The organism is Haloarchaeobius baliensis (genome assembly GCF_052060055.1).
Taxonomy (GTDB): domain Archaea; phylum Halobacteriota; class Halobacteria; order Halobacteriales; family Natrialbaceae; genus Haloarchaeobius; species Haloarchaeobius baliensis.
Map to the genome: position 1 here is coordinate 1,807,944 of NZ_JBPPFR010000001.1, position 22,413 is coordinate 1,830,356.

The 22,413-nt window shown below is 67.9% G+C and carries 27 protein-coding genes; 17 read left to right on the plus strand and 10 right to left on the minus strand.

What is annotated here, in order from left to right; translation table 11 throughout:
* The first annotated feature begins 112 nt into the window (after window positions 1-112).
* The 4 genes from ACSG06_RS09170 to ACSG06_RS09185 all read left to right on the plus strand — a co-directional run bounded on the left by ACSG06_RS09170 (window position 113) and on the right by ACSG06_RS09185 (window position 2,966).
* On the plus strand, window positions 113-556 hold the full coding sequence (locus ACSG06_RS09170; RefSeq protein ID WP_440989961.1) for a DUF5518 domain-containing protein: 444 nt from the start codon (window positions 113-115) through the stop codon (window positions 554-556).
* A gap of 93 nt (window positions 557-649) precedes the next feature.
* Window positions 650-1,081, plus strand: coding sequence for a hypothetical protein (locus ACSG06_RS09175; RefSeq protein WP_440989962.1), 432 nt, complete (start codon window positions 650-652; stop codon window positions 1,079-1,081).
* A 58-nt stretch (window positions 1,082-1,139) separates the two neighbouring features.
* Window positions 1,140-1,628: a MaoC/PaaZ C-terminal domain-containing protein gene (locus ACSG06_RS09180; protein ID WP_440989963.1), complete on the plus strand. Its 489-nt coding sequence runs from the start codon at window positions 1,140-1,142 to the stop codon at window positions 1,626-1,628.
* Between the two features lie 438 nt (window positions 1,629-2,066).
* Complete coding sequence (locus ACSG06_RS09185; protein WP_440989964.1) at window positions 2,067-2,966, plus strand: poly-gamma-glutamate hydrolase family protein; 900 nt, start codon at window positions 2,067-2,069, stop codon at window positions 2,964-2,966.
* On the opposite strand, the gene ACSG06_RS09190 is transcribed toward ACSG06_RS09185, so the two are convergent.
* From ACSG06_RS09190 to ACSG06_RS09200, 3 genes are all read right to left on the minus strand, one after another.
* The gene (locus ACSG06_RS09190) at window positions 2,963-4,054 is read right to left on the minus strand and encodes a poly-gamma-glutamate hydrolase family protein (protein ID WP_440989965.1); all 1,092 of its coding nucleotides are present in this window, start codon (window positions 4,052-4,054) and stop codon (window positions 2,963-2,965) included. The two genes, ACSG06_RS09185 and ACSG06_RS09190, sit on opposite strands and share 4 nt — an antisense overlap.
* A 131-nt stretch (window positions 4,055-4,185) precedes the next feature.
* A complete protein-coding gene (locus tag ACSG06_RS09195) occupies window positions 4,186-5,403 on the minus strand; it encodes a Mur ligase (RefSeq protein WP_440989966.1) in 1,218 nt (405 codons plus the stop codon).
* Entirely contained in the window at window positions 5,400-6,506 is a 1,107-nt protein-coding gene (locus tag ACSG06_RS09200) for a poly-gamma-glutamate biosynthesis protein PgsC/CapC (protein WP_440989967.1), read from the minus strand. Before ACSG06_RS09200 ends, ACSG06_RS09195 begins: the two co-directional genes overlap by 4 nt.
* Window positions 6,507-6,941: 435 nt before the next feature.
* Between ACSG06_RS09200 and ACSG06_RS09205 the strand changes: the two genes are divergently transcribed.
* The 4 genes from ACSG06_RS09205 (at window position 6,942) to ACSG06_RS09220 (ending at window position 10,994) form a co-directional block, all read left to right on the plus strand.
* Window positions 6,942-7,817 (plus strand): amidohydrolase family protein, encoded by an 876-nt coding sequence (locus tag ACSG06_RS09205; protein WP_440989968.1) that lies wholly within the window; start codon window positions 6,942-6,944, stop codon window positions 7,815-7,817.
* 42 nt (window positions 7,818-7,859) lie between these two features.
* Entirely contained in the window at window positions 7,860-8,690 is an 831-nt protein-coding gene (locus ACSG06_RS09210; protein WP_440989969.1) for a VOC family protein, read from the plus strand.
* A gap of 124 nt (window positions 8,691-8,814) precedes the next feature.
* Window positions 8,815-10,425, plus strand: a complete 1,611-nt coding sequence (locus ACSG06_RS09215) for a long-chain-fatty-acid--CoA ligase (protein ID WP_440989970.1) — start codon at window positions 8,815-8,817, stop codon at window positions 10,423-10,425.
* 86 nt (window positions 10,426-10,511) lie between these two features.
* Entirely contained in the window at window positions 10,512-10,994 is a 483-nt protein-coding gene (locus ACSG06_RS09220; RefSeq protein ID WP_440989971.1) for an RDD family protein, read from the plus strand.
* Here the strand turns inward: ACSG06_RS09220 and ACSG06_RS09225 are convergent, their stop codons facing one another.
* Complete coding sequence (locus ACSG06_RS09225) at window positions 10,995-11,759, minus strand: enoyl-CoA hydratase/isomerase family protein (RefSeq protein ID WP_440989972.1); 765 nt, start codon at window positions 11,757-11,759, stop codon at window positions 10,995-10,997.
* 102 nt (window positions 11,760-11,861) lie between these two features.
* Between ACSG06_RS09225 and ACSG06_RS09230 the strand changes: the two genes are divergently transcribed.
* From ACSG06_RS09230 to ACSG06_RS09240, 3 genes are all read left to right on the plus strand, one after another.
* The gene (locus ACSG06_RS09230; protein ID WP_440989973.1) at window positions 11,862-12,062 is read left to right on the plus strand and encodes a YMGG-like glycine zipper-containing protein; all 201 of its coding nucleotides are present in this window, start codon (window positions 11,862-11,864) and stop codon (window positions 12,060-12,062) included.
* Window positions 12,063-12,115: 53 nt separating this feature from the next.
* The gene (locus tag ACSG06_RS09235) at window positions 12,116-13,114 is read left to right on the plus strand and encodes a tyrosine--tRNA ligase (protein WP_440989974.1); all 999 of its coding nucleotides are present in this window, start codon (window positions 12,116-12,118) and stop codon (window positions 13,112-13,114) included.
* 79 nt (window positions 13,115-13,193) lie between these two features.
* A complete protein-coding gene (locus tag ACSG06_RS09240) occupies window positions 13,194-14,159 on the plus strand; it encodes a biotin--[acetyl-CoA-carboxylase] ligase (RefSeq protein ID WP_440989975.1) in 966 nt (321 codons plus the stop codon).
* A gap of 37 nt (window positions 14,160-14,196) precedes the next feature.
* Here ACSG06_RS09240 and ACSG06_RS09245 read toward each other — a convergent pair whose 3' ends face one another.
* The 5 genes from ACSG06_RS09245 to ACSG06_RS09265 form a co-directional block, all read right to left on the minus strand.
* Window positions 14,197-14,379, minus strand: a complete 183-nt coding sequence (locus ACSG06_RS09245) for a hypothetical protein (RefSeq protein WP_440989976.1) — start codon at window positions 14,377-14,379, stop codon at window positions 14,197-14,199.
* On the minus strand, window positions 14,376-14,810 hold the full coding sequence (locus ACSG06_RS09250; protein ID WP_440989977.1) for a universal stress protein: 435 nt from the start codon (window positions 14,808-14,810) through the stop codon (window positions 14,376-14,378). The genes ACSG06_RS09245 and ACSG06_RS09250 overlap by 4 nt, the downstream gene beginning before the upstream one ends.
* A gap of 69 nt (window positions 14,811-14,879) precedes the next feature.
* Entirely contained in the window at window positions 14,880-15,950 is a 1,071-nt protein-coding gene (locus tag ACSG06_RS09255) for an amidohydrolase family protein (RefSeq protein ID WP_440989978.1), read from the minus strand.
* On the minus strand, window positions 15,947-17,170 hold the full coding sequence (locus tag ACSG06_RS09260; protein WP_440989979.1) for an HD domain-containing protein: 1,224 nt from the start codon (window positions 17,168-17,170) through the stop codon (window positions 15,947-15,949). Before ACSG06_RS09260 ends, ACSG06_RS09255 begins: the two co-directional genes overlap by 4 nt.
* A gap of 137 nt (window positions 17,171-17,307) precedes the next feature.
* Window positions 17,308-17,481: a hypothetical protein gene (locus ACSG06_RS09265; RefSeq protein ID WP_440989980.1), complete on the minus strand. Its 174-nt coding sequence runs from the start codon at window positions 17,479-17,481 to the stop codon at window positions 17,308-17,310.
* Between the two features lie 273 nt (window positions 17,482-17,754).
* Here ACSG06_RS09265 and ACSG06_RS09270 point away from each other — a divergent pair, with 273 nt between their 5' ends.
* The 3 genes from ACSG06_RS09270 to ACSG06_RS09280 are packed head-to-tail and all read left to right on the plus strand — an operon-like array spanning window position 17,755 to window position 19,174.
* Window positions 17,755-18,114: a DUF555 domain-containing protein gene (locus ACSG06_RS09270; protein WP_440989981.1), complete on the plus strand. Its 360-nt coding sequence runs from the start codon at window positions 17,755-17,757 to the stop codon at window positions 18,112-18,114.
* Window positions 18,115-18,156: 42 nt separating this feature from the next.
* Window positions 18,157-18,696, plus strand: coding sequence for a CBS domain-containing protein (locus ACSG06_RS09275; protein ID WP_440989982.1), 540 nt, complete (start codon window positions 18,157-18,159; stop codon window positions 18,694-18,696).
* A 43-nt stretch (window positions 18,697-18,739) separates the two neighbouring features.
* Entirely contained in the window at window positions 18,740-19,174 is a 435-nt protein-coding gene (locus ACSG06_RS09280) for a hypothetical protein (protein WP_440989983.1), read from the plus strand.
* A 2-nt stretch (window positions 19,175-19,176) separates the two neighbouring features.
* On the opposite strand, the gene purM is transcribed toward ACSG06_RS09280, so the two are convergent.
* Window positions 19,177-20,154 (minus strand): phosphoribosylformylglycinamidine cyclo-ligase, encoded by a 978-nt coding sequence (gene purM, locus ACSG06_RS09285; RefSeq protein WP_440989984.1) that lies wholly within the window; start codon window positions 20,152-20,154, stop codon window positions 19,177-19,179.
* Between the two features lie 107 nt (window positions 20,155-20,261).
* Here purM and ACSG06_RS09290 point away from each other — a divergent pair, with 107 nt between their 5' ends.
* The 3 genes from ACSG06_RS09290 to ACSG06_RS09300 are packed head-to-tail and all read left to right on the plus strand — an operon-like array spanning window position 20,262 to window position 22,395.
* A complete protein-coding gene (locus tag ACSG06_RS09290) occupies window positions 20,262-21,776 on the plus strand; it encodes a molybdopterin-dependent oxidoreductase (RefSeq protein ID WP_440989985.1) in 1,515 nt (504 codons plus the stop codon).
* Between the two features lie 44 nt (window positions 21,777-21,820).
* Window positions 21,821-22,102 (plus strand): winged helix-turn-helix domain-containing protein, encoded by a 282-nt coding sequence (locus ACSG06_RS09295; RefSeq protein ID WP_440989986.1) that lies wholly within the window; start codon window positions 21,821-21,823, stop codon window positions 22,100-22,102.
* A 2-nt stretch (window positions 22,103-22,104) separates the two neighbouring features.
* The gene (locus ACSG06_RS09300; RefSeq protein WP_440989987.1) at window positions 22,105-22,395 is read left to right on the plus strand and encodes a DUF8036 family membrane protein; all 291 of its coding nucleotides are present in this window, start codon (window positions 22,105-22,107) and stop codon (window positions 22,393-22,395) included.
* Window positions 22,396-22,413: the final 18 nt, after the last annotated feature.

Sequence of the window (22,413 nt, forward strand, 5' to 3'; positions counted from 1 at the left end):
CCCTCGTTTTTCATCCCCACAGATACAGGAGATAGACACGAAAGCGTCGCTGACGGGCATCCACGAGGCACCTAGAGCGCACCTTTATATATGCAACTGTCTTTTCAGATGCATGGCACTCAACTTCGACGACCGCAGCTACGAGAACGGTTTCTGGATCAACGCGCTCATCGGCGCCGTCGCGGCGTTCGTGCTCGGGTTCATCCCGTTCTCGACCGTCATCGGCGGCGTGGTCGCCGCGTACCTACAGAAGGGCGAGACCCGGATGGAGAACGTGAAGGTCGGCGCAGCGGCAGGGGCGATCTTCTTCGTCCCCTCGCTGCTCGGACTGTTCGGTTTCGGCTTCCTGGGCATCCTGACCGGGGACGCGACCGGGTTCATCGTGCTGATGATCTTCGGCATCATCCTGCTCGTGATGGCCGGCATCTACACCGTCGGCCTCTGTGCACTCGGCGGCTTCATCGCCCACGCGGTCTGGGAGGACGACTTCCGCAAGGCCCGCACCACCGCGAGCACCGGCACCAGCACCGAGACCTACGAGGAAGCGCAGTACTGAACGGCCCCCATCGTACCGACCGCCGGTCGTCGACCGTCCGGTGACGGCGAGCGGAACAGTTTTTATTTCGGCCTATCTTCCCGGACAGTAACGGTGTCCCGCGACAGTGACGTCGACACGACGGACAGCCAGCCCGGTCGGGGTCGATTCCTCCTGTCCGTCCTGCTCGGGGTGCTCGCCGGAGTGACGCTCGGCACGGGCGGACAGCACGGTGCCGACTTCCTGCCCCTGGTCGCCGGGTTCGTCGCCGCGACTGTGCTCCGGCGGCGGCTCACGGTCGTGCTACTCGCGGGGCCGCTCGCGGGCCTCCTCTCGTTCCTCGCGGCGTGGCTCGCCAGCGGTGGCCGTGGGGAGTTCGAACTCTTCCGGGTCGAGGCGGGCGAGAGCATGCTCGTCGTCGCACTCCTCGGCTCCGTCTTCGCCGTTCTCGTCGGGGGTATCGGTGCGTACGCCGCCACCCTCTTCTTCACCGAAGCGGGCCGTGACGCGTGGGTCCGCCACTGGCGGCGCTGGTGGTGGTGGTGAGCGGCCCACCCTCGCTGCTACCCGTACGATTTTATGCTCGGTTGGAGAAGGCCCGGATATGCCATACAGCTACGAGCCGCACTACTTCGAGGACATGGAGGTCGGGAAGACCTTCGAGAGCGTGGGCCGGACGGTCACGGAGTCGGACTTCGTCTTCCACTCGATGTTCGCCGACGACTGGACCGAGCTCCACACGAACGCGGAGTACAGCGAGGAGGGCCCGTTCGGCGAGCGCATCGGCCACGGCCCGATGACGTTCATCCTCACGACCGGCATGGTCCAGCGCTGTGGCTTCGTCGAGCGGACCGTCATCGCCTTCCTCGGCATGAACTACATGGACGTCCCGAACCCGCTGACCATCGGCGACACCATCTCCTCCGAGTTCGAGGTCACAGAGAAGAAGGAGTTCGAGTCGCGCGAGGACGCTGGCCTCGTCGTCATCGACGCCGAGACGCGCAACCAGGACGACGAGATACTGCTGCAGGGCGACATGAAGTTCATGTTCAAGAAGCGATCCGCGTACGGCGACGACCCCGAATCGCCGTAGCGCGCCCGAGACGGTAGCCGGGCTGTCCATCGTCGGTCGGTGACTGCGAGCGAACGGGTGACTCTCGGATCGCCGGGTCCGTATCCGTCGAGAACCCAGCCGAAGGTCTTCGCTACCGGGACGACAGTCGAACCCGGTTACCCGACGCCGCGGTCACGCAGGACGGCATCCTGTCAACACCGGAGAGAGGGAGCGGGGCAGCCGGCCGTTCTGCATCCCACCTCCAGAAACAATCACCGACGGTGATTTTTTGGTCCTCGCTCCCCTCTGTCCACTGGAACGATGAGTCCCCCGACCGACGGTACGACCCGCCGACGGATGGTGTCACTTCTGATAGGTGCTGGCGTCACGACCACGGCCGTCGACCGGTTCAGTGGCGGTGCCTCCGGGGACAGGACCGTTGACACCTGCCCTTCGTCCACGGGCGGGGGTTCCGGCGTGGTTACCACGACGACCTGCGAGGACGCCAGCGTCCCGAGCCCGTCCACGGAAGTCACGGTCGAGGGGCCGGTCGACATCGCACACGACTCGCGTGGCGAGGACGAGTGGATCGCAGTCAGCTCGACCGCCGTCTCGACGCTCGGCCTGTCCGTCGGCCAGCAGTGCCGGCTCGCCCCGACCGGAAACGGACAGTTCGAGTCAGCGACGTACACGATCTCCGAGAGCTACGAGTGTCCGGACCCGGAGATACAGTGCGAATCCGGTGCCATGGAGCGCCTCGGGCTGAGCAACGGCAGTACGGCGTACCTCGTCCCGTGGGCAGTCCACCCGGAGTACGAGTCACGGCTCGACGCGGCGCGGTTCGACGAGTTCGTCGAGCTGTCGAACCAGCGGTCCGGCTCCGACACGTGTGTGCTGGCTCCTCACGGCGGTAACATCGAGTACGGGACCGACCAGCAGGCGGCGGCGTTCGGCGAGCAGGCTGGTGCGAGCGACTGGCGCTGCGTCGGGTTCAACGACGGCCCCGGCTCGTACGACAGGTGGCACATCACGTCCGTCGACATCTCCCCGGAGTCGTTCCCCCAACTCGCCTCGCTCTCGGCTCCGTTCCAGAGCACGGTTGCACTCCACGGCTACAGCGGCTCCGGTGTCCTCGTCGCGGGTCTCGCCGACCAGTCGCGAAAGGAGTCGGTCACGACGGCGCTCCAGGGCCACCTGCCGGACGAGGAGATCACCCTCATCAGCGGTACAGACTCCTACGGTGCGACCAACCCGGCGAACATCATCAACTGGCTCGCCGCCGGCGAAGACACGATCCAACTCGAGCAGTCCTGGACGGTCCGGAACGAGAAGCGGGAGGCGGTCGTCTCGGCGCTCCTCGACGTCTACGGCGGTTAGAGCGCCTCGACGACGGCCTCGGCGACCTCGTCGGCGTGCTCGTCACGGATCTGCCGCGGCTGGCCGACCCAGACGCCACCGTCCCCGGCGGCACGGTTCACCAGCACGTCCGGATCGGTGCGGGCATAGCGTCCGTCCCCGACCTGGGTCGACGGGAACGAGAGCGGGAGCACCTCGTCGATGGCGTCGCGAACCGCCGTCTTTGTCTCTATCGAGGCCCCACCACCCACGAACACCCGGCTCGTGCAGGTGCCGTGGAACGAGACCGCCTGGTCGTACTCGGTCCCGAGGACGCCGCCGAGTTCGGGATAGGAGTTCCCCGAGATGTCGTCGGACGGGACGTGCCAGCGGACGTAGGCGTCGCCGCCCGGACGGTACCCTCTGGTCCGCCAGACCGTCGTGGCTGCCTCGGCGCTCAGACCGGCGTGCTCTGCCTGGTCCGCGGTCTGTGGTTCGATGTCGCCACCGTTCGGTGCGAGGACCGCGAGCTCGTCGCCGTCTCCGTCGACCCGCTCGATGAGCTCGCCGTTCGCCTTCGCCTCCTCCTCGTCGTAGGACGGATGCGGGACGACCGGGTCGAGCTCCGACTCGAACACCTCTGTCCCGATGGAGCAACCGCCGCTCGGGCGCGGGCAGGCGTCGCCGTCCTGGACGTAGTCGACCTCGTTCAGCGCGAGGCGACACCGCCCACGGCGGGCGATGCGAACCCTGTTGTCGTCGTCATCCTGGATGGTCTCATCGATGGTGTACACCGCGTACTCCGCACCGTCGTCGCGCCAGAGTCGAACCTGGTCGCCGACAGTCACGTCGACGGCGCTCAACAGCGCCGGGTCGACGGTGACCTCGGTCAGTCCGCCACCGGGTGCGACACCCGTCTCCGGGAAGTCGACGGTCACGTCGACCGTCGGTTCGTCGTCGTCCAGGCGTGAGCGCCCCGCGACGAGTCGTTCCGGTTCGGGTCGCGTCAACGCCTCGGTGGCGCCGACGCCGACCGCGGCGACCGCCGGGACGGTCAGCATCCCGGCGAGCGCGCTTCGTCTCGATATGCCGTTCGATTCGTCGTCGTCGTTCGAGTAGTCCCCTGTCATGCTTCGAAGATCGCAGTTCGGTCGAAACCCTGTACTCCCGACGGGCGAGACCCGGACGGGGGGTGGAATCCCCCGTCTGAACCGCGGCCGTGCGGTCGTGGCCGAGGACCTGCGTCGGCGGCCTGAAGCGGTCACGGTCTGAGTTCGCCCTCCAGTCCGGTCTCCGCATCGCGCGCCGGCCGGTCGTCGACCGGGTCGGAGCGCCACTCCAGCGACGGGTCCTCGGCCGCCTCAGCGGCTACATCGTCAGCCGCCATCTCCTCGATCGCCTGCTCGAGGTCCCGCATGAACGAGGCGACCGTGTTACCCATGACGAGGACCGGCCAGCCGTCCGAGAGCGCCGTCGAGAGCACCGACTCGGCCGACTCCGACTCCTCGTCGTGTTCGACGACCGGGAACGGCGCCTTCCGTGCGAACACGTCGGTGTTCGCACCGACGACGCGGACCTGCTCTACGTCGCCGCGGTCCGCGAGGGTGGTGAGGTAGTCGAGGAACGCCGCGGACCGTGCACGACGGTCGCGCCGCAGATAGACGAGCGGCTGGACGACGTCGAAGTAGCCATCCGTGAGAGACCGCCTGATGGCCTCCGTGCTCTCGACGTCGTTGACCGACGCCGCGTTGAACACGTGACCCGCCGGGACGCTCGTCCACTCGACACGCATCTCGTCGAGCAGCGCCTCCCGCGTCCGGGGGTCCATCGGCTCCAGCCCCAGTGCCTCGAGGACGGTGTCGACACCGTAGACGACCTCGGCACCAGGGACCGTCTCGTGAACCTCTGGCACCTCGACGAGTGAGGCGACGGTCCCATCGGCCCGCAGCTCCCGCAGCAGGAACGACCGGAGCGCTTCGTCCTGTTCACCGATGACGACCTTCGTCTCCTCGGGGATGGACCACGCGAGCGACCGGGCGATGTGTGCACGGGTCCGCCCGAGGGTGTCGCGGTGGTCCTGTCTGACGTTCGTGAGCAGGACCACGTCCGGGTGCGCGAACTGCTGGTTGACGACACGGGTGGTGTAGTCGCTGATGCCCTGGTTCTCGAAGATTGCGACGTCTTCGGCACCGTGGGTTCGCAGCTCACGCTCGTTCTCGTAGAGGGTGACACGCCCGTCGCGCTGGATGGGCGTCGCCTCGCCGTTCCGGTACGACTTCGGTTTGTTGCCGGTCACCTTCGCGTACACGTCGTAATTCCGGGACGCGAGGACATCGTGGAGGTACTTCGTGGCACTCGACTTCCCACGGACCCCGGAGACGACGACCGATGTCTGGACGTCGTCGATCCGGCCCCGATGCGATGGGCCACGCGCCAGCAGCCGTCGCAGCCAGTCGGTCGCGGCACCGAGCGCGGTCACGACCCGACACCCCCGGCACGTTCTCTGACCGGCTCGTGACGGTCGTCGAGCTCTCGCGCGACGGCGACGCCGACCGCGAGGAGCCCTCCCGCGAGCAGTGCCGTCGTCGCAGGCCGCCAGCCAGGCGGCGTGTGGCCGAGCGCGATCGCGACCAGCAGGAACCCGCCGAACACGGCGCCAGTGAGCACCACCGAGAGGTGGCGCTCGTGTGCCGGCACGCGGTGGAGGTTGTACCCGCCGACGCCGACGAGGACCCCGACGAACAGCCCGGTGAATCCGGGCAGCACGACGACTGTCCCGGCCACCGTGGTCGTCAGGACGCCGAGCGCGATACCTGTCGAGAGGAGCACGCGGCCGTACAGCAGCGTCCGACGTGCGACGATTTCGACCGCCACCGTGACCAGCACCAGCCCGGTCACGTACACCGCGAGCGAGGACGGGGCGATGGTCACGAACATCGCCATGAGGGGTGCGCTGATCATCCCGAGCAATCGAACACCCCATCGGTCGTACACCGCCTCGTTGAGGACGAGGCCGAGGACGATACTCGCGGTCGCGAACAGCTGTCCGGGTGCGAACGACTGCTGTGGCTCCACGGCCCCGGCGCTCCGCAATCGGGCGACGTCGGACCCCTTGTTGAACAGCACGGGAACGCCGACGTCGGCGAGGAGCTCCGACGTCGTGGGGTTGACCAGCGCGAGACCACAGACGAACAGGCTGGCGATCGCTGCGAGACTGAACAACGCGTCCCAGACGCGTTTGTCGCTCTCGAGGCGGTGGAAGTTGTACGCAGCGACACCGGGCATGATACTGCCAAGGAAGATGACCTCGGAGGTCAGGTCCACCGAGACGAGTGCCATATCCGCACACAGGAGGATGCCGAGTGGGATGACCGCACCCGCGACCATACTCGACAGCAACAGCATCCGTCCGAACAGGAACGTCCGCCGTCGAAGGACGGAGAGTGCGACGTAGGCGACGACGGTACTGCCCACCAGTATCGGGAGCGATTCGAAGTCGTACAGTCCGTAGATGGCGGTGATGGGGACCACCAGCACACCCCCCAACCGCAGCCCGGCGAACTGAACCGCGAGGACACTCATCCCGACCCCCAGGAGGAGCAACCCCGCACTCAGCAGCAACGGGATAACACCCCCCTGCCGTTCGGTGTGATCCGGCACGTTCGTCTCTCACAGCCCGGTCCTCTCGGGTCCCCGGGACCGCAGCGACCCGAACTATCATTCGAATAAACTATGTCTGACATCATATACATCACCAATGGATATTCTCCATCGGAGCCAATTATGCTTTTTGGAATCAGATATTTTTCTCAATACCTAGATGCGAATCTTTGACAGTAGGCGAGTCTACCTCGCGATTTTTGTGAACCGGGGTTTAGTCGAGGATAGCCTAGAATATTGTAGCACGCGCCCGAAAAGATATACTATATCAATTACTATTCTCGTATGTTGTTGATTCACATTCAGTACTACAGGCGAGCCGGCACCACTTAACTACCGTCGGACCAATCACCGGATATGGCAACCCTGGACCTGCTCGCGGACGAACCGCGGGCGATCGACACCCACGCCCACCAGCCGACCGAGGAGTTCCTCTTCGACGCGGGCGGCGAGATGATGCAGGACGCCGCGAAGCGCTTCGGCAAGGAGATGGTGCCGAACTCCTACGAGGAGATGATAGAGGAGTACCGCGCCGTCGGCATCGACCGGGCGGTGCTGCTCGGCTGGGACGCCGAGACCAACACCGGCAACCCGCCGGTGCCGAACGAGTACGTCGCCGAGGTGCGCGACGAGCACGACGACTTCTTCATCGGCTTCGGCAGCGTCGACCCCCTGAAGGACGACTGCGTGGAGGAGGCCCGCCGCTGCGTCGAGGACCTCGACCTCGTCGGCTTCAAGTTCCAGCAGATCGCCCAGGGCTTCGACCCGAGCGACCCCGAGCACGAGGAGCTGTTCGACACCATCGAGGACCTCGGCGTCCCCTGCGTGTTCCACGGCGGGAACTCCACGCTCGGCGCCTGCGCGCCCGGCGGCCGCGGCCTGAAGATCAAGTACGGCGACCCGATGCTGCTCGACGACGTGGCCGCCGAGCACCCCGACCTGCAGATACTCATCGCCCACCCCGCGTTCCCGTGGGAGAAGGAGCAGCTCGCCATCTGCCAGCAGAAGGGCAACGTCTACATGGACCTCTCGGGCTGGATGCCGGCGTACATCGACGAGCAGGTGCTCCACTACGCGAAGACACTGCTCAAGGACAAGGTGATGTTCGGCACCGACTACCCGATGCTCGACCCCGGGCTGTGGCTGGAGCAGTTCGCCGAGCTCGACTTCCCCGAGGAGGTCCAGCGGAAGATCCTCTGGGAGAACGCCGAGGAGTTCTTCGACCTCGACTGACCGCCCACGAACGCTTTTCTCGCTGGCGACCGCGTAGCCGTCATGGACATCAGAATCGACCACGTCGCGAGCGCCTGGGCCGACCGCGAGGCGGGCGAGGCCGCGTGCGACGCCGTCGGACTGCCGACCACCTACGGCGGGGAACACGCAGACGGCAGCACCGACATGAGCATCGTCGGCTTCCCGGACGGCAGCTACCTGGAGCTCATCACGAACACCGGCACGGCGACGCCCTCGCGTTGGCCCGCGTTCATCGCCGCAGACGCCGGGCCCGCGGCCTGGTGCGTCGAGGTCGACGACCTCGGGGACGCGCTCTCCCGGGCGCTCGACGCGGGAGTGCGCGTCGCCGGGCCGGACCGCGACGGGCGCGACCGACCCGACGGCGTCTCGGTCGAGTGGGAGACGGCCATCCTCGGGGACTCACTCGGAGCGACGCTCCCGTTCTGCATCGAGGACCGCACCCCACGCCGCTACCGCATCACACCCCACCCCGACCTCGTCGAGTCACGGCTCACGGGCATCTCGGAGGTCGTCGTCCTGACCGACGAGCCGGGCGAGCTGACGCGACCGTTCGACCGGCTGTTCGGGGTGCCACGGCCGGAGACGCTCGACGTGGCCCGCCTCGACGCCACGCTGCACCGGTTCGCGGGTTCGGGCGTCGCGCTCGCCGAACCCAGGGGCGGTCGCCTCGCGGACCGGCTCGACGAGTTCGGACCCGCGCCCTGTGCCGTGCTGGTGGAGACGACCGACCTCGACGCGTCGCGGGAGAGGTTCGCGCTCGGCGAGGCTGAGGAGTGGCACGACGACCGCGTCGCGTGGTTCGACCACCCGGCGCTGCGGGACTGGCTCGGCATCGTGGAGTACGCGCACTGAGGGCTCCTGAGCCACGTCGGCGACCGGGGTGGGCGTCCCCGGCCCTGAGGACACCCGTGCCGTAATTCAGGTAACTATTGAACGAACAGGGGGTTTTGAGCCCTCGGGAACCGAATCATCGTTCATGCACAAACCGCTCCTGGTGACAGACTTCCTCGATCGCGCGCGCCGACACTACGCCGACGAGACCGCCGTCGTGGCGACGACGGGCGAACGGTACACGTACGACGAGTTCGGCGAGCGGGCCGACCGGTTCTCGGCGTTCCTCCAGTCGGCGGGCGTCGAGCAGGGTGACCGCGTCGCCGTCCTCGACCCCAACACGCACTACCACCTCGAGGCAGCGTACGGCTCGATGCAGGTGGGCGCGGTGCACACGCCGCTGAACTACCGGCTGACCGCCGACGACTACGCCTACATCCTCGCGGACGCCGACGTGACGGCGATCTACGCCGACCACGCGTACGCCCACCGCATCGAGCAGATCCGCGACGACGTGCCGACCGAGACCTTCGTGACGAACGACGTCGACGCCGTCGACGGCGACTGGCGCTCCTTCGACGACGAACTCGACGCTGCCGGCCCCGACTACGAACGCCCCGAGATGGTGGAGGACGACGTGGTGACCATCAACTACACCTCGGGCACCACGGGCGACCCCAAGGGCGTCTGTCGCACCCACCGCGCCGAGACCATCCACTCCTACCTCGTCACGGCCCACCAGGACATCTCGGACGACGACGTCTACCTCTGGACGCTCCCGATGTTCCACGTCAACGGCTGGGGCCACATCTACTCCATCACCGGGAACGGTGCGACACACGTCTGTACGCGCGGCGTCGACGCGGAGGCGGTGTTCGACGCGGTCCAGACCGAGGACGTGAGCTACCTCTGTGCAGCACCGACCGTTCTCAACATGCTGATGAACCACTACGACGAACACGACGGCGACGTGCAGACGACCGGCGCGAACCCCGTGCGCGCCGCCACGGCCGGTGCCGCCCCGCCCGAATCGACGCTCAGGACCGTCGAGGGCGAGTTCGGCTGGACGCTGATGCACGTCTACGGCGCGACGGAGACCGGCCCGCTCATCACCACCTCCCACGCGCCCCGGCACCTCGCCGGCAAGACGGACGACGAACGGTTCGACCTGATGAAACGGCAGGGGATCGGCTACCTCGGCACCGAGGTCCGGGTCGTCGACGAGGACGGCGACGACGTGCCCCGCGACGGCTCGACCATCGGCGAGATCGTCGTCCGGGGCAACCAGGTCATGGAGAAGTACTGGAACAAACCCGAGGAGACCGAGACGGCGTTCAGCGAGCGTCGGGAGGGCTACTACCACATGGGCGACCTCGCGACGTGGGACCAGAACGGCTTCGTCGCCATCCAGGACCGCAAGAAGGACATCATCATCTCCGGCGGCGAGAACATCTCGACCATCGAACTGGAGGACGTGCTCTACGACCACCCCGAGATCGCGAAGGCGGCGGTCATCCCCGCGCCGAGCGACAGGTGGGGCGAGACGCCGAAGGCGTTCGTCGTCCCGACCGTCGACGCCACCATCGACCCCGACGAGGTGAAGGCGTTCGTGGCGGACCGCGTCGCGAACTTCAAGCGCATCACGCGGGTCGAGTTCGTCGAGCAGCTCCCCGAGACCGCGACCGGGAAGGTCCAGAAGTACGAACTCCGCGAGCGGGAGTGGGAGGACGAGGACTCGATGGTCGGGCAGGGGTAGGGACCCACGATCGAGCCTGGGCAGCGGTTCTCGCCCGGTGAGACCGACGACACACAGTTATCTTCCCGGCGAACGTCTCGGTAGTCATGAACGAAACCACCCACCGGACGCTCCATCTCGCGAAGTGGGAGACGCGATTCTTCGCGTGGCTCATCGACATCATCCTCGTCGCCGCGGTCGTCGAGGTGTTCAACCAGGCCCTCGTCACGCTCCCGAGCGTCCTGAGCGTCGAGTTCGGCACCGTCGGTGGCTTCGGCGTGTTCTTCGGCGCGAACGGGTTCGCGCTGTTCGTCTACTGGACCATCTCGGAGGGCGTCTGGGGCCAGTCGGCCGGGAAGCGCGTGCTCGACCTCCGCGTGACCGACCGCCGTGGTGACCAGCCGAGCATCCTCGCGGCGGCCGGCCAGGCGTTCGGGAAGGCCTTCTTCCTGCCGTTGGACTGCCTCGTCGGCTGGTTAGCGATGGAGGGCGAGAAGCTCCGTCTGACGAACAAGCTCACGAACACCATCGTCGTCGAATCCCCGAGCGAGGACCCCGAGGGTGTCGAGTACGTCGTCCCGGAGGAGTAGTCAGTCCCAGTCCGGGTTCCGGCCCTCGAGGAAGGCGTCGACGCCCTCGGCGTGTTCCTCGGACATGTACGCCTGCACCTGCAGCATGTTCTCGTAGTCGAGCGCCTTCCGCCAGTCGTTGTCGAGGTTCTCGTGGATGGCCTGCTTGGTCATCCCGACCGTCCGCGTCGGCCGGCGGGAGAGCTTGCCGACGATCTCGTCGACCGCCTCGTCCAGCTCGTCCTCGGGTACGGCATCGTTCACCAGCCCCATCTCTGCGGCTTCCTCGCCGTCGAAGAACTCGCCCGTCATGGTGAGTCGCTTCGCGGTGCGGAGCCCGACCAGCCGCGGCAGGGTGAACGTCGCGGCGGTGTCCGGGACCAGTCCCACACGGATGAACGCACAGGAGAACGTCGCGTCGGGCACCGTGTACGCCATGTCCGACGCCGCGACGATGGCCAGGCCCGCACCGACGCAGTCGCCGTTGACCTTCGCCACGACCGGGACGTCGCTGTTCAGGAGCTCGGCCGCGGCCCGGTTGAACGTCTCCGCGACGCGTTCGTAGGACTCCCGTGGCCCCTCCTCGCGCTCCTTCATCGCCTGGATGTCGCCCCCGGCGGAGAACGCGGGGTCGTCGCCCGTGAGCACGATGGCGTCGTGCTCGACGGGGTCGGCGCCCGCGACCGCGTCGGCCAGCTCCGTCGCCACCTCCAGGTTCATCGCGTTCATCACGTTCGGTCGGTCGAACGTTATCGTGCGTACGCCGTCGTCGTCCTCGACTCGCATACGTGCTGCAACTTTCCATGAGTGCTTAATTGTTCGGTCGTCGGGCATCGAGCACGCTGGTCAGGATTTTTGTATCGACGGTCCGAACGTCGAAGCGAACCAATGAATCCGCTGAAACCGCCGTGCATGCGCAAGAACTCCCACGCGAAGCAGGGCGCCGAGGAGGGCGCGAAGATCGGTGCGAAGATCGGACGACCCCTCGGCCCCGTCGGTTCCGGCATCGGCGCGGGGATGGGTGCGGCGAGCGGCCACATCGCCGGCGCGATGCGGGACAACGTCGAGAACGTCCTCAAGCCGTTCTGAGCCGTTCGCACGGCTTGGCAAGGTTCAAAGCCCCCGGGCGAATTCGTGTCCGTATGGACACGTACGAGTTGATGACCCGGAACACCGACGAGGTCATCACCGAGTCCGAGGTACGCGCACTGGCCGACGACCCCGACGGGAAGCGGGTCTACGTCGGCTACGAACCCTCGGGCGTCCTCCACGTCGGCCACCTCCTGACGGCGAACAAGCTCATCGACCTGCAGGAGGCAGGGATGGAGGTGGTCGTCCTGCTGGCGGACGTCCACGCCTACCTCAACGGCAAGGGCACGTTCGAGGAGATCAGGGAGACGGCAGAGCGGATGCGCGCGCAGTTCCTCGCGTACGGGCTCGACGAGGAGCAGACGGAGTTCGTCTACGGGAGCAGCTTCGAGATGGACGAGGACTACGTGCTCGACCTGCACCAGCTCGAGCTGGAGACCAGCCTGAACCGCGCCCAACGGGCGATGGCCGAGCTCCAGGGCGGGGAGACCGCGAAGGTCAGCCACGTCGTCTACCCGCTCATGCAGGCCCTCGACATCGAGTACCTCGATCTCGACCTCGCCATCGGCGGGATGGACCAGCGCAAGGTCCACATGCTCCACCGCGAGGAGCTCCCGTCGCTGGGCTACGACGCCCGTCCCTGCCTGCACACGCCCATCCTCGCCGACCTCACCACCGGCGTCGGCAAGATGTCCTCCAGCCAGGGCGTCACCATCTCGATGGAGGACTCCGCCGACGACCTGCAGGAGAAGGTGAACAAGGCCTACTGCCCGCCGACGGCGGACCCCGAGCCCGACGAGGACGGCAACGACCGGCACAACCCGGTGCTGGAGCTGTTCCACTACCACGTCTTCCCGCGGTTCGAGTCGGTCACCGTCGAGCGCCCCGAGAAGTACGGCGGCGACCTCGTCTACGAGAGCTACGACGCCCTCGAGGCGGACCTCGAGTCCGGCGAGCTCCACCCGCAGGACGCGAAGAACACGCTCGCGAGCTACCTCGACGAGCTCATCGCACCCGGTCGCGAGAAGCTGCAGGAACTGCGCGCGAACTGACACAGCAGGCCACCCCGACGCTGCTTTCTCGGCCGCCCAACCGGCCGCTTCAAGTCGCGCCGTCACGAACCCGTCCCGCATGAACGAGACACGACGGCGCGTCCTCGCAGCACTCGCCGACGGCCCGGTGAGTGGCCCCGCACTCGCCGATGAGCTCGGCGTCTCCCGCGCCGCCGTCTGGAAGCACGTCGAAGCCATCCGCGAGGCCGGCTTCGGCGTCGAGAGCGGTGACGAGGGCTACCGACTCACCTCGGTTCCGGAGTACGGGGGGCTCGCCATCGCCCACGGGCTGGACGCACCCTACGAGATAGAGTACCACGACACGGTCGGGTCGACGAACGACCGCGCCCGCCAGCTCGCCGACGACGGGGCGAGCGACGTGGTGGTCGTCGCCGACGAGCAGACCGGCGGCAGGGGGCGGCTCGACCGCGAGTGGGCTGCCCCGCCGGGCGGCGTCTACGCCTCCATCCTGACGCGGCCGACCGTCCCGCCATCGCAGGTGCCACTCGCGACGCTCGCCGCCGCCGTCGCGGTCACCCGCGCCGCCCGCGAGGCTGGTATCGATGCCCGCATCAAGTGGCCGAACGACGTCCTGGTGGCGGTCGACGACGGAGCGGACGACGAGGAGCCGGCACACCGCAAGCTCGCCGGCATCCTCACCGAGATGGAGGGGGAAGCCGACCGCGTCTCCTGGCTGGTCGTCGGTATCGGGGTCAACGCGAACGTCGCGGCCGCGGATCTGCCACCGACGGCGACGAGCCTCCGGGAGCAGCTCGGCGAGGAGGTCGACCGTCGGGTGTTCCTCCAGCGCGTGCTCGAGGAGTACCACGAGCTGGGCACCGACGCCGACGCCGTGCTCCCGGCCTGGCGCGAGCACGCCCTCACGCTCGGCCAGCACGTCCGGGTGGAGACCCCCACGGGCGAGGTGGTCGGTGACGCGGTCGACATCGAGTCGCCTGGCGCGCTCCTCGTCGAGACAGACGACGGCATCGTCAGGGTGAGCGCGGGCGACTGCGAGCACCTCCGCCCGGTCGACGCAGCGTAGGTCGCGTCGGCGACGGCAGCGATCGAGATCCGACGGCTCACCTGAAGACGACGACGGCGAGCAACGGGAGCGACGCGAGCAGGGCGAACACCGCCATCCAGGGGACGACCATGACGAACGCGGCGTTGATGAACGCGATGGCCGCCACCGCGACGACGCGCTCGCCGAGGGTCATCGCGGCACGGTCGTCCCCTCGAAGCCGCGCCGCCGTCCGTCTCATCCCGAGACCTGCACCGTCAGCACGGGGACCTCCGAGGACCTGACGACGCGCTCGGCGACGCTCCCGAGGAGGAGCCTGTCGATACCGCCGCGGCCGTGGGTCCCCATCACGACGAGGTCGCAGTCCTCCGACTCCGCGTATCTGACGACCTGTTTGGCCGGTGTCCCCTCCAACAGCGCCGTCTCGACGGGCACACCGGCCTCGTCGGCGAGTTCGACGACCCGTTTCAGGGCCGCATCGCCCTCCCGTTCGAGCATCTCGTGGAGCCCCTCCCACGCGGTCTCCATCGGGACGCCCCCGTAGCTGGCCGAGTCGACGACGTAGACGGCGTGGATGGTCGCGTCGTGGGCGACCGCGAGGTCGATGGCGTGGCGGACCGCCCGCTCGCCCTCCTCCGAGCCATCGGTCGGCACCAGTATCCGGTCGTACATGTGGTATGCTATCACGTTGGTCGGGGCGGGTCTTGAGTGTGCCGTCGGTCCACACCGGCCCACCGCCAGCTACCGGACGACCGTGCGGATGTCGTCGACACCGGCGCGACGGACCACCGCCCTGACCACGTCCTTCGCTCCGGTGAGGTTGTTGGAGTCGCCGTCGAGCACGAGCAGTTTCGCGTCCCGCCCCGGCTCGACGAGGCCGCAGTTCAGGTCGGCGATGTCGGCACCGGCGACGGTGGCCATCCGGAGCACCTCGGTCGCGGAGACGTCGAACAGCTTCGCCGCGAACTCCATCTCGCGGAACATCGAGGGCGAGTTCAGGAACACGTTGTCGGTGCCGAGTGCGACCGACGTCCGCTCCAGCAGCTCGGAGACCGGCGAGAGGCCGACGTCGGTGACGAGGTTCGACCGCGGGCAGACGACGACGGGCGTCTCCGAGTCCGCCAGCCGGTCGAGGTGCCACGACTCGGGATGGACCATGTGGACGAGGAAGTCGGGGTTCAGGTCCATCGCGCCGTCGATGTCGGAGCTGTCGACCTCGCCCGCGTGGATGCCGAACAGCTTGCCCTCGCGGGCGGTCGCCGCCCGCTCGCGCTCGAAGTCCGCGTCGTTCGTCCCCGACGCGCCGTAGCCGTCGGCCGCGTGCATGGCGTCGATGCTCCCTCGACCGAGCACCACCGAATCGACGGGGACGTTCTCCCCGGCGGCGCGGATCTCGCGCACGCCGGCGACGTCGCCCTCGCGGAACTCGATGTGGGCCGCGGTCCCGGCCTCGGCCATGAACTCGAGCGAGCGGTGCATCGCGGCGATGGTCTCCTCGGTGCTCGCCTGCCGGAGCAGCCGATGTTTCAGCCCGTCCGGCGGGGCGACCAGTTCTTCGAGCGAGAGGCCACCGCCGGCCTCCTTCGCGATCGAGTCGCCGATGTGCGTGTGGGCGTTGACGAACGCCGGGAGGACGATGGCGTCGCTGTCGACCCGCTCCTCCTCGATGGCCGCGATCTCGCCGTCCGCGACGACGACACGGCCCTCGACCGGCTCGAAATCGCGACCGCGGAGGATGGTCCCCTCGACGAGTCGCCGGCCATCGCTCGGGTCCCCGGCGTCTTCGCCCGCCGCATCGCCGTCACCCGTCATTGCCCGTACTGGTCGAGGGTCCCCTGCAGGCCCCGGACCTCGGTGACGAGCGCGCCGTCGATCTCGAGGTCGAGCACGCGCACGGCGGCGGTGCCGACCTGGTCGGTCAGGTCGGCGGGACAGTAGACGCCGAGGCGCCACTGCGCGAGCTGGGCGGACTGGAGTGCCTCGACCAGCGGGGACTGCTCGTCGAGCCGCCGGGCCTCGCCGCCGACGAGGACGCGCGTCGAGGACTCGTCCATCGACGGCTCGCCGGGCACGTCGAGGACGACCTGGTCGGGCTCGACGCCCGCCCGCTCGGCGATCTCGAGCTCGTACCCCCGCACGTCCTCGTGCTCGATGTCGAGGACGTCCCCGGGCACGTCGGCGCGCTCGGCCCAGACCGCCCGCTTGTACAGATCGCGCTCGTCGAACCGGCGGGCCACCTCGGCGGTCGCCTCGGCGTTGCGGAGCGCGACGAGGAAGCCGGGGTCGTCCATCCGCCGCAGGTCCTCGGCGTCGTGGTCGGTGGCGTCCAGCAGTCGCTCGCCAGCCCGCCGGAGCATCGCCTTCGAGATGCGGGTGACGTGGTGGTCGTAGACCGTCGGTGTCATGAGCGCCCGGGCGACCAGGAGGCTCTCGGCGGTCTGGACGTTGCCCTCCGCGAGGACCAGTTCGCCGTCCTGGAAGGTGAGCTCGCGGACGAGACGGGCGTGGTCGATGGTGCCGTACGGGACGCCGGTGTGGTGGGCGTCGCGCACGAGGTAGTCCATCCGGTCGACGTCGAGCTCGCCGGAGACGAGCTGGCCGAACCGTCCGTCGCCGGCGACGAGGTCGGCGACCTCGCGCGGTTCGATGTCGTGCTCGCGCAGGACTGCGGCCACGTCGCCGCGCTCGAACAGCTCGTGGACGTCGTCGTGGTACTTCCCGGTACGACGGTGCGTGAGCGGTTCGAGGTTGTGGCTGAACGGACCGTGACCCACGTCGTGGAGCAGCGCCGCCGCCTTCACCTTCTCCGCCCGTGGCCCCTCCACGTTGAGGTGGTCGAGCGCCTCGCAGGCGTTGTGGTACACCCCCAGCGAGTGCTCGAACCTGGTGTGGTTCGCCGACGGGTAGACGAGCGACGCGGTCCCCAGCTGCTTGATGTGCCGGAGTCGCTGCATCTCGGGTGTGTCGAGCAGCGCCCGAGCCACGCCCTCGACCTCGATGTGGTCGTGGACGCTGTCCTTGATGGTCTTCATTGCCCACCGATTCGGCGTGTTCGTACTAAAGGAGCCGGGTCAGCGGGGGACTCCGGCAGTCCCTCCGGGCGCTCACGCCGCCGACCGGACGCATCGCTCGGGACGTTGGTTGCGCGAGAACGTGTGGAGGTACCCGTTCAGGCGGCGTTCGCCTCGTCGTACGCGGTTCCCAGCGACTCCACCAGGCGGTGGACGGGGAGGGAGACCCCGAGTTGCCGCATCGCGAGCGCGAGCGGCATCAGCACGATGCCGGCGGCGATGCTCAGCTGGTACAGCGCGAACAGGCTTGCCGTGTATGCCCGGTCTATCATCGGACTTCACGCGACGGTCAGCTTGGCCCGTATATAAGCTTTCCTGCCGAATGCGAGTGTGAGAACGCCACACAAACCCGCCGCCGTACTGCGATTAAACTGTGATTGTTCGATAGACAATCCGAACTGCGAACGGGACGGGAATACAGGTTCCCAACGGGTTCCAGACGCCCGGGATTCTCGTAACTTATGAGAATCATGTGAATCTCGTGCGCTTCTCCACGGCGGGAGTGAACCGCAAAACAAGCCTTGCTCCGGCCCGTCGGTGCGAGCATGAGCAACTATCTCGTTGTGATGGAGGCCGCGTGGTTGGTCCGCGACGTCACCGATATCAACGACGCCATCGGCGTCGCCGTGAGCGAGGCCGGGAAGCGGCTGAACGAGCAGGGCAAGGACTACGTCGAGGTCAACGTCGGACTCACCGACTGTCCCGCCTGTGGCGAGCCGTTCGAGTCCTCCTACATCGCCGCCGACACCGCGCTCGTCGGCCTGATGCTGGAGATGGAGGTCTTCAACGCCGACAGCGATGAGCACGCGAACCGCATCGCCAAGAGCGAGGTCGGCGGTGCCCTGCGCGACGTCCCGCTCAAGGTCGTCGAGACCATCGAGCGCGAGAGCGACGAGGGCGAGTGACACCCGGAACACTTATTCTATAACCTCGGGTAATTCCCCGGTATGGAACTCCCGACCCCGGCGGACCTGCGCGAGCGCCGCACGGAACTGGGGCTCACCCAGAGCGAACTCGCCGACGCCGCCGACGTCTCACAGCCGCTCATCGCCCGCATCGAAGGCGGTGACGTCGACCCCCGGCTCTCGACCCTCCGCCGCATCGTCGAGGCGCTGGACGAGGCCGAGGGCGAGATCGTCCGCGCCGGCGACCTGATGCACGAGGACGTCATCAGCGTCGCGCCAGAGGACACCGTCAGCGACGCCGTCCGCACGATGGAGCGCGAGGCGTACTCCCAGCTCGCTGTCATCAAGGACGGCATCCCCGTCGGCAGCATCAGCCAGTCCGACCTCGTCCACGTCGAGGAGGGCGCGCGCGACGAGCCCGTCCGCGAGTTCATGAGCGAGTCGTTCCCGACCGTCAGCGAGGACGCGACGCTGGAGGAGGTCAGCAACCTGCTCGATCACTACAAGGCGGTGATGGTCACGAAGGGCGGCGAGACGCTCGGCATCATCACCGAGGCGGACATCGCGGCGCGGCTCTCCTGACCCCTGGCAAAGGTTGACGTATCGGGCGCTCGAACTGTCACGGATGGCGCTCCCGATGTCGACCACCGGCCCCGTTCCCATCACCCGTGCCCTCCGCGACGCGCTCGCCACCTGGGTCGCGTTCCTCGGTCTCCTGCTCGTCGCCGGACTCGCGACCGGCGTCTGGTGGCCGGCGGACGTCGAACTCTCCGCGTTCCTCACCGACATCGGCCCCCTGTACGGCCTGCTGTCGTTCGGACTCGTCGCGCTACCGGTGTTCGCGCTCCGCCGCTATCGGTTCCGCAGCCCGGCAGCACTGCTGGTCGGCTGGTGCCTCCTCGCCGTCGCGTACGGCCTCACGCAGGGAATCCAGCCGGTTCGCGCGTTGTACATCGCCGTGCTGTACGGCTTCCTGCCGGTCGCGACCTATCCGCTGCTCGCCGGGGTCGAGTACGTGTTCCGTCGGATGGGCGCGAAGAAGTCCTCGACCGCGGCCTGAGACTACGACAGCGAGAGTCCGCGCACCTCGACCGAATCGCCGTCTCCGACCTCACCGATGACCTTCCCGTCCTCGGTCGCGTCCGCGAGGTCGTCGGCCTGCTCGGCCGGCACGGCCGCGACGAACCCGGTGCCCATGTTGAAGGTGCGGTACATCTCCTCGGGCAGGACGTTGCCGAGGTCCTGCACGAACCCGAAGACCGGCTGGGCCGGGAACGGATCGTCGACCTGGTACTCGAACTCGCCCATCCGCGAGAGGTTCGTCCAGCCGCCGCCGGTGACGTGCGCGGCCGCGTGGACGCCGTGCTGGCGCATCGGTTCGAGCAGCTCCGTGTAGATGCGGGTCGGTTCGAGCAGGGCTTCCCCGATGGTCGTGTCGGGCTCGGGTGGGAACGGGTCGTCGTAGTCGTGCTCGCGGGCCACCGCCTTCCGGGCGAGGGTGAGCCCGTTCGAGTGGATGCCCGAGGACGGCCACGCGACGAGCTTGTCGCCCGCCTGTGCCTCGCCGTCGAACACGGCGTCCTTCGGGGCGAGCCCGGCGCAGGTGCCCGCGAGGTCCAGCCCGTCGACGACCTCCGGCATGACGGCCGTCTCGCCGCCGAGGAGGGCGACGTTCGCGCGCTCTGCGGCCTCGGCGAGCCCCTCGCCGACCTGTTCGGCGAACTCCTCGGTCGGCTCGTCGACCGCGAGGTAGTCGACGAACGCGACCGGGGTGACACCCGCGGCGACGAGGTCGTTCGCGTTCATCGCCATGCAGTCGATGCCGACCGTCGAGTAGTCCCCCAGTGCCTCAGCGACGAGCAGCTTCGTGCCGACGCCGTCGGTCGCCAGCGCGAGGTACTGGTCGCCGATGTCGAGCATCCCCGCGTACTCCGTGTCGACGACGTTGCCGACGGCGTTCAACAGCGCCGCCGTCGCGGCCTCGCTCTCCTCGATGTCGACCCCCGCGTCCGCGTACGTGAGCTCCTCGTCCTCGGTCATGGCAGAGAGCGCGCTGTGGACCCGCAAAAGCCCACCGAATTCTAGAATCATTCTGGCCGGAGTTCGAACAATGGCTTTAGGGCACGGGTGCCAGGGATACATCGAGGATGGCCGACAGAACCACCGATGGACGGCTGACGGACGCACTGATGGCGGTACTGGCGGGACTCGCGGCGACCGCGGGGTCGTTCGCGCTGGCGGGCTGGTCCCGCGACGCGTTCGTCGTCGCCCCCGTCGACGCACGCATCGTCCAGCTGACGCCGGGCCCCATCGTGGCCGTCGCCATCGAGGAGCTCGGCGCGGCCGGCCACATCCTGCACATCACGCTCGCCCTCGCCGTGGTCGTCGGCGGTCTCGGGCTCGCGACGGCCGCCGCCGTCGCCGTCGGTCGACGCGTGGGTGGTCCCCCGCTGGCGCTCGCGCTCTCCGGACTCCTCGTCTTCGCCGGCCTCTACCTGCCGACGGGCGCACTCCAGCCCGCGATCCTCGGCACGCTCTCCGCGATGGTCGTGGTGGGGGTGTACGCCGCCGCGCTCGACCCCCGGATGCGCGCCGACGCGGACGAGTACATGCCCGACGACGCGGCCCGCCGGCAGACCCTCGGCCTCGCGCTCGGCACCGTCGCCTACGCCGGCATCGGAGCTGCACTCGGAAGCCGCCGGGAGTCGGTCGATCCGACGGAGCCGCTCGATTCGGCCCAGCGACGGGCCGCCGAGGACCGCATCGCCGAGGCGGAGGCGCTGTCGTTCGAGTCAGAGACCCTCGGCGGGATGGTGACCCCGAACGCCGACTTCTACGAGACCGACATCGCCACGTTCGACCCCGACGTGGCGCCGTCGACGTGGGAGCTCCGGGTCACCGGCTCGGTCGACCGGGAGGTGTCGATGGACTACTACGACCTCACCGGGATGGAGCCCGAACACCGGTTCGTCACGCTGCGCTGCGTCGGCGAGGACCTCAACGGCCACAAGCTGGACAACGCGCTCTGGACCGGCGTGCCCATCCGCGAGTTCCTCGACCGCGCCGGCCCGTCGCCCGAGTGTGGCTGCGTGAAGGTGTACGCCGCCGACGGCTACTACCAGGTGTTCCCGCTGGCGGTGATGGAGACCGCGTTCCTCGCCTACGGGATGAACGGCCAGCGACTCCCGCTGAGCCACGGCAAGCCCGCGCGCCTGCTCGTCCCCGGCCACTGGGGCGAGATCAACGTCAAGTGGGTCACCGAGATCGAGCTCATCGACGAGGAGCAACTCGGCTACTGGGAGGAGCGCGGCTGGCACGGCACCGGTCCCGTCAACACCGTCGCGAAGCTGTACGACGAGGGTATCACCGTCAACGACGACGGCACCGTCGAACTCGTCGGCCACGCCTACGCCGGCCTCCGCGGAATCGACCGCGTCGAGGTGTCGACCGACGGTGGCGACACGTGGCACGATGCCGAGCTCACCGACCCCCTGCCCGACGAGGACGTCTGGCGGATGTACCGCTACGAGTTCCAGGGCGACGGCGAGCACGAGGTCGTCGTCAGGGCGACCGACGGCACCGGCGCGCTCCAGCCCCGGGAGCAGGCGAGCCCGTACCCGAACGGAGCGAGCGGCTGGGTGTCGAAGCGGATCGAGGTCTAGCGATGTCACTAAATAGCCTGTCCGAGGACACATGAGACGAACCGATGGAGAAGGCGTTGTGGTACCTACTGGTCGGGACGCGCGGCGGGAAGAACCGGGTGCGCATCATCCGGTCGCTCGACGAGCGCCCGCGCAACGCCAACCAGCTCGCCGAAGCAATCGAGGTGGACTACAACACCGTCAGGCACCACCTCGAGATGCTGGTCGAACACAACGTCCTCGAGAAGGGCGGTGAGGACTACGGCGCGATGTACTTCCTCACCGACCAGTTCGAGCACAACAGAGAGACGTTCGAGAACGTGACAGAACACATGGAGGAGACATGAGCATGGACCAGACGATAGCGGTCGCGAGCGCCTTCGCCGGAATCAACGTCGTGCTGCTGACCGTCCTGACGGTCATCTGGATACGGAACTATCGGACGTTCCGCACACCGTTGATACTCGGCCTCGTCGCCTTCGCGGTCGTCATGCTGCTGGAGAACGCAACCGCGCTGTACTTCTTCTTCAGCATGAAGATGTTCTACGGCAACGCCCCGAGCGTCCAGCAGGCCGTCGCGGTCCTGCGCGGGATGCAGTTCGTCGCCCTGCTGTTCCTGACCTGGGTGACGCTCAAGTAGCCGCTCGTCGCCGCTCCC